The organism is Pseudomonas sp. 2VD (assembly GCF_005503585.1).
Lineage (GTDB): Bacteria > Pseudomonadota > Gammaproteobacteria > Pseudomonadales > Pseudomonadaceae > Pseudomonas > Pseudomonas aeruginosa.
This window is the reverse complement of sequence record NZ_SCND01000463.1, coordinates 1-4,040: the sequence shown is the minus strand read 5'-3', so window position 1 is coordinate 4,040 and position 4,040 is coordinate 1. Positions and strand designations below refer to the sequence as shown.

Annotated in this window: 6 protein-coding genes; 5 read left to right on the top strand and 1 reads right to left on the bottom strand. The window is 69.5% G+C overall.

The window, feature by feature from the left end:
• Window positions 1–4: 4 nt before the first annotated feature.
• The 4 genes from FFS27_RS29755 (at window position 5) to FFS27_RS29740 (ending at window position 2,642) form a co-directional block, all read left to right on the top strand.
• Window positions 5–823, top strand: a complete 819-nt coding sequence (locus FFS27_RS29755) for a MaoC family dehydratase (protein WP_137952411.1) — start codon at window positions 5–7, stop codon at window positions 821–823.
• 81 nt (window positions 824–904) lie between these two features.
• Window positions 905–1,210: a nucleotide pyrophosphohydrolase gene (locus FFS27_RS29750; protein ID WP_003102255.1), complete on the top strand. Its 306-nt coding sequence runs from the start codon at window positions 905–907 to the stop codon at window positions 1,208–1,210.
• The gene (locus FFS27_RS29745; RefSeq protein WP_003111303.1) at window positions 1,207–1,956 is read left to right on the top strand and encodes a methyltransferase domain-containing protein; all 750 of its coding nucleotides are present in this window, start codon (window positions 1,207–1,209) and stop codon (window positions 1,954–1,956) included. The genes FFS27_RS29750 and FFS27_RS29745 overlap by 4 nt, the downstream gene beginning before the upstream one ends.
• Window positions 1,957–2,021: 65 nt before the next feature.
• The gene (locus tag FFS27_RS29740) at window positions 2,022–2,642 is read left to right on the top strand and encodes a DUF4136 domain-containing protein (protein WP_019726931.1); all 621 of its coding nucleotides are present in this window, start codon (window positions 2,022–2,024) and stop codon (window positions 2,640–2,642) included.
• Here the strand turns inward: FFS27_RS29740 and FFS27_RS29735 are convergent.
• Entirely contained in the window at window positions 2,627–3,562 is a 936-nt protein-coding gene (locus FFS27_RS29735; protein WP_003102260.1) for a glycerophosphodiester phosphodiesterase family protein, read from the bottom strand. The genes FFS27_RS29740 and FFS27_RS29735 overlap by 16 nt on opposite strands.
• Before the next feature lie 131 nt (window positions 3,563–3,693).
• Here FFS27_RS29735 and FFS27_RS29730 point away from each other — a divergent pair.
• Window positions 3,694–4,040, top strand: a 347-nt coding sequence (locus FFS27_RS29730) for a DUF4136 domain-containing protein (RefSeq protein WP_132766286.1), incomplete at its 3' end; no start/stop codon positions are given.

Below are 4,040 nucleotides of genomic sequence, written 5' to 3'. Positions count from 1 at the left end.
GCTCCTGGAATACCTGTTCCTGCGCGCCGCACTGCGCCGCGGCATCCGCGGCAAGGCCCTGCCCGAGCGCGGCCTGCGCAGCCAGGTCACGGTGGACCCGAAGCACCTCGAGCGCTACCGCCAGGTCTGCGGCTTCCGCGACGACGGCCTGCTGCCGCCGACCTACCCGCACATCCTCGCCTTCCCGCTGCAGATGGCGCTGCTCACCGACAAGCGCTTCCCCTTCCCGCTGCTCGGCCTGGTCCACCTGGAGAACCGCATCGACGTGCTGCGCGCGCTCGGCGGCCTCGGCCCGTTCACCGTGAGCGTCGCGGTGGAAAACCTGCAACCGCACGACAAGGGCGCCACCTTCAGCATCGTCACCCGCCTGGAAGACCAGCTTGGCCTGCTCTGGGTCGGCGACAGCAAGGTGCTCTGCCGCGGCGTCAAGGTGCCCGGCGAAATTCCGCCGAAAGCCGAGCAGGAGCCGCTGCCGCTGGAGCCGGTCGACAACTGGAAGGCGCCCGCCGACATCGGCCGGCGCTATGCCCGTGCCGCCGGCGACTACAACCCGATCCACCTGTCGGCGCCCAGCGCCAAGCTGTTCGGCTTTCCCCGCGCCATCGCCCACGGCCTGTGGAACAAGGCTCGCAGCCTGGCCGCCCTCGGCGAGCGACTGCCAGCCTCGGGCTATCGGGTCGAGGTGCGCTTCCAGAAGCCAGTGCTGCTGCCGGCCAGCCTCACCCTCCTGGCCAGCGCGGCGGCGGCGGACGGCCAGTTCAGCCTGCGCGGCAAGGACGACCTGCCGCACATGGCCGGGCATTGGAGCCGGCTACAGGGCTGACGCCGGTCCGCCATGCCTTGAAGCTTCGGGCGCAAAGCCCGAAGCTATGCGGCTGCTTACCGCCACCGCGAAGAATCCCCCATGGACCTGCACGAACTCACCGCGCGCCTGCACGCCATCCGCGACCGCAACGACTGGCGCCAATTCCACAGCCCGAAGAACCTGGCCATGGCCGCCAGCGTCGAGATGGCCGAACTGGTGGAGATCTTCCAGTGGCTGACGGAAGACCAGTCGCGCACGCTGTCGGCCGAGCAGCTCGAACACGCTGGCCAGGAAGTTGGCGACATCGTCCTTTATCTGCTGCTGTTCTGCGGGGAAACCGGCCTCGACCTGGAACAGGTGGTGCGCGCCAAGCTGGCCGACTGCGAACGGCGCTTCCTGCCATGAGCGACCGCCATTTCGACGAACTGGCGACGCGCTTCGCCGAAAAGATCTATGGCGGCGCCAAGGGTGCGATCCGCCTCGCGGTACTCCAGGCCGACCTCGCCGAGGCCCTCCCGGAGCGACCTCTGCGGGTCCTCGACATCGGCGCCGGGCTCGGCCACATGTCGCTCTGGCTGGCCGCTCGCGGCCACCGCGTAACCCTCGCCGAGCCAGCGCAACCCATGCTCGACGGCGCCCGCCAGCGCTTCGCCGAAGCCGGGCAGGCCGCCGAATTCATCCAGGCGCCCTGGCAGGAACTGCTCGGCCAGCTCACCGAGCCCTACGACCTGGTGCTCTGCCACGCCGTGCTCGAGTGGCTGGCCGAACCCCATGCGATCCTGCCGGTGCTGCACCAACTCTGCGCACCCGGCGGCTGGCTGTCGCTGGCCTTCTACAATCGCGACGCGCTGATCTACCGCAACCTGCTCAAGGGCCACTTCCGCAAGCTGCGCAAGGAACGCTTCGCTGGCGAGGGGCAGAGCCTGACCCCGCAGCGCCCGCTCGACCCGCGCGAGCTGGAACAGGCGCTGGCAGCGCGTTGGCGCATCGAGGCGCGCAGCGGCGTGCGGGTGTTCCACGACTACATGCCGAGCGAGTTCCAGGCCAAGGCCGAACGGCTCGACCTGGTGGAAATGGAACTGGCCTACCGCCGCCACCCGGCCTTTGCCGGGCTTGGCCGCTACCTGCACTGGCTGTGCCGCCCGCAATGAAAGGCGCAGAATGCAGTCTGAGCCTGCAAGGGCCGCCGACGTAGCGCGGCCACGGAGCGTCGAGCATGCAATCGCGACTGTTGATCCTGCCGTTACTCGCCAGCCTGGCCGCCCTCGGTGCCTGCCAGGGCGACAATCCCTACCGTGCCAGCTCCCTGCCCTACCCGCCGCAGCCGGCCGCCGCGGCCAATCCCGGCCTCGATCCCGGGGCCTATCCGGCGGCGCCGCGCGACTACGCCCGCTACCGTAGCTGGAGCTGGGCCGCCGCCGGGGTCAGCGGCTTTCCCCAGGGCCTGGACGACAACCAGTTGCGCGACGCCGTCAGCCAGCAGCTCGACCAGCGCGGCCTGCGCCCGGCGCGGCCGGGCAGCGCGGCCGACCTGCAGGTCAGCGCGTTCCTGCGCAACGAACTGCGCACCCGCCAGGTCACCGACTACTACGGCGGCTACTACGGCAACTACGGCGGCTGGCGCGATCCCTGGTACGGCTATGGCGCCAGCTACCCGGTGACCCGCAGCTACACCGTGCAGGTCACCGTGGTCCGCGTCGAGCTGAACGACGCCCGCAGCGGCCAGCCGGTGTGGGGCAACAGCGCCGAGTTCGACTCCGGCGACTCCGCCAGCGAACAGGCCAAGGCCCTGCGCGAAGCGGTGAAACGGGCGCTGTCGAGCTACCCGCCGGGCTGATCGGCGAGCACCCGGCGGCGGATCGCCTCCATCTTCCTGGGCGAGTTGCTCATCACCGCGTCGGCGCCCAGGGCGCGCGCGGTGCGGTAGTCCTCGGCGGTCTCGATGCCGAACATCACCACCTTCACCGGCTCGCGGCGCACGCAGTCCATCGCTTTGCGCGTCCACAACTGCGCCGCCGGCACCTTGTAGGAGGACTCACCAAGGGTGAAGCGCTCGGTCACCGTCAGTTCGCGGCGCAGCTCGATGCCCATCCAGGTGCCGCCGGCCGGCGGTGCCTCGCAGCGCTCGCCGAAGGCCAGGCCGACCAGGCGGTTGCGCGTCGCATCGCGGCTTTCGAACTGTCGCGCGCGGTCCGCGTAGCGCTGCGTCAGGTAGTCGTTGGCGGCCTTCTCGGTGGAATAGAAACGCACCCGCGACCAGGCCTTCTGCCGCTCCAGCTCGCCGGCCACGGCATCGACCAGCGGCTCCACCGGCAGCGACTTCATGTCGAGGAACACCGGCACCTGCGGCGGGATCGCCCGCAGCGCCTGGCGCAGCGTAGGAATCCGCAGCGGCTTCTGGCGGTAGGGATAGCTGCCGTCCTCGGCCTTGAACATATAGCCGGCGTTCAAGCGCGCCAGCTCGGCCAGGCTCGACTGGCCGACCGCGCCGGCGCCCTGGGTCAGGACCGCCAGGTCAGCGGGGCGATAGAGCACCGGATGGCCATCGGCGCTCAACTGCACCGACAACCATAGCGCGTCGGCGCCGTTGTCCAGCGCCTTGCGGATCGCCAGCAGGGTGTTCTCCGGGTAGTCCGCGGTGCCGGCGCGATGGGCCACCAGCAGCGGGCCCGGGCCATCCGCCGGTACCACCGAGCGTGCCTCGACGCAGCCGGTCAGCGACAGGCCCAGCAGCAGGATCGCAATACTTCGATTCATTTCATTCTCCCGTCGCGCCCTATAGGGCGGGTGCTCGCCAACGTTACTTGTGGAGACGCTTCAAACCCGCGTTTCCTCTTGCCTTTCATCCGGCGCTGAGCTTGGATGTGAACTCTGACTGGAGAAAAACCATGATCCGCCGAATCCTGCTGCTCGGCCTGCTCCTCAGCCTCGCAGCCTGCGAAACCACCCAGCTCGACCGCGACTTCGACAGCTCCCGCGACTTCGCCGCCTACCGTAGCTGGAGCTGGTCGCAACCCGCCTTCGAATACCGCCCCGACGACCCACGCATCAAGAGCGACCTCACCGAGCAACGCATCCGCGAAGCCGTCGCCCAGCAGCTCGACCAGCGCGGCCTGCGTCCGGCCCAGGGCAACGCCAGGGGCGACGTCACGGTGCGCGCCTACCTGATCGTCGACGATCGCCAGGACCAGATCACCACCAACTACGGCGGCGGTTACTGGGGCGGCTACTGGGG

Excerpts from the sequence above, each read along its gene's own strand:
- FFS27_RS29745 (WP_003111303.1), top strand. The coding sequence starts at position 1,207 with ATGAGCGACCGCCATTTCGACGAACTGGCGACGCGCTTCGCCGAAAAG.
- FFS27_RS29735 (WP_003102260.1), bottom strand. The coding sequence starts at position 3,562 with ATGAATCGAAGTATTGCGATCCTGCTGCTGGGCCTGTCGCTGACCGGC.
- FFS27_RS29750 (WP_003102255.1), top strand. The coding sequence starts at position 905 with ATGGACCTGCACGAACTCACCGCGCGCCTGCACGCCATCCGCGACCGC.
- FFS27_RS29740 (WP_019726931.1), top strand. The coding sequence starts at position 2,022 with ATGCAATCGCGACTGTTGATCCTGCCGTTACTCGCCAGCCTGGCCGCC.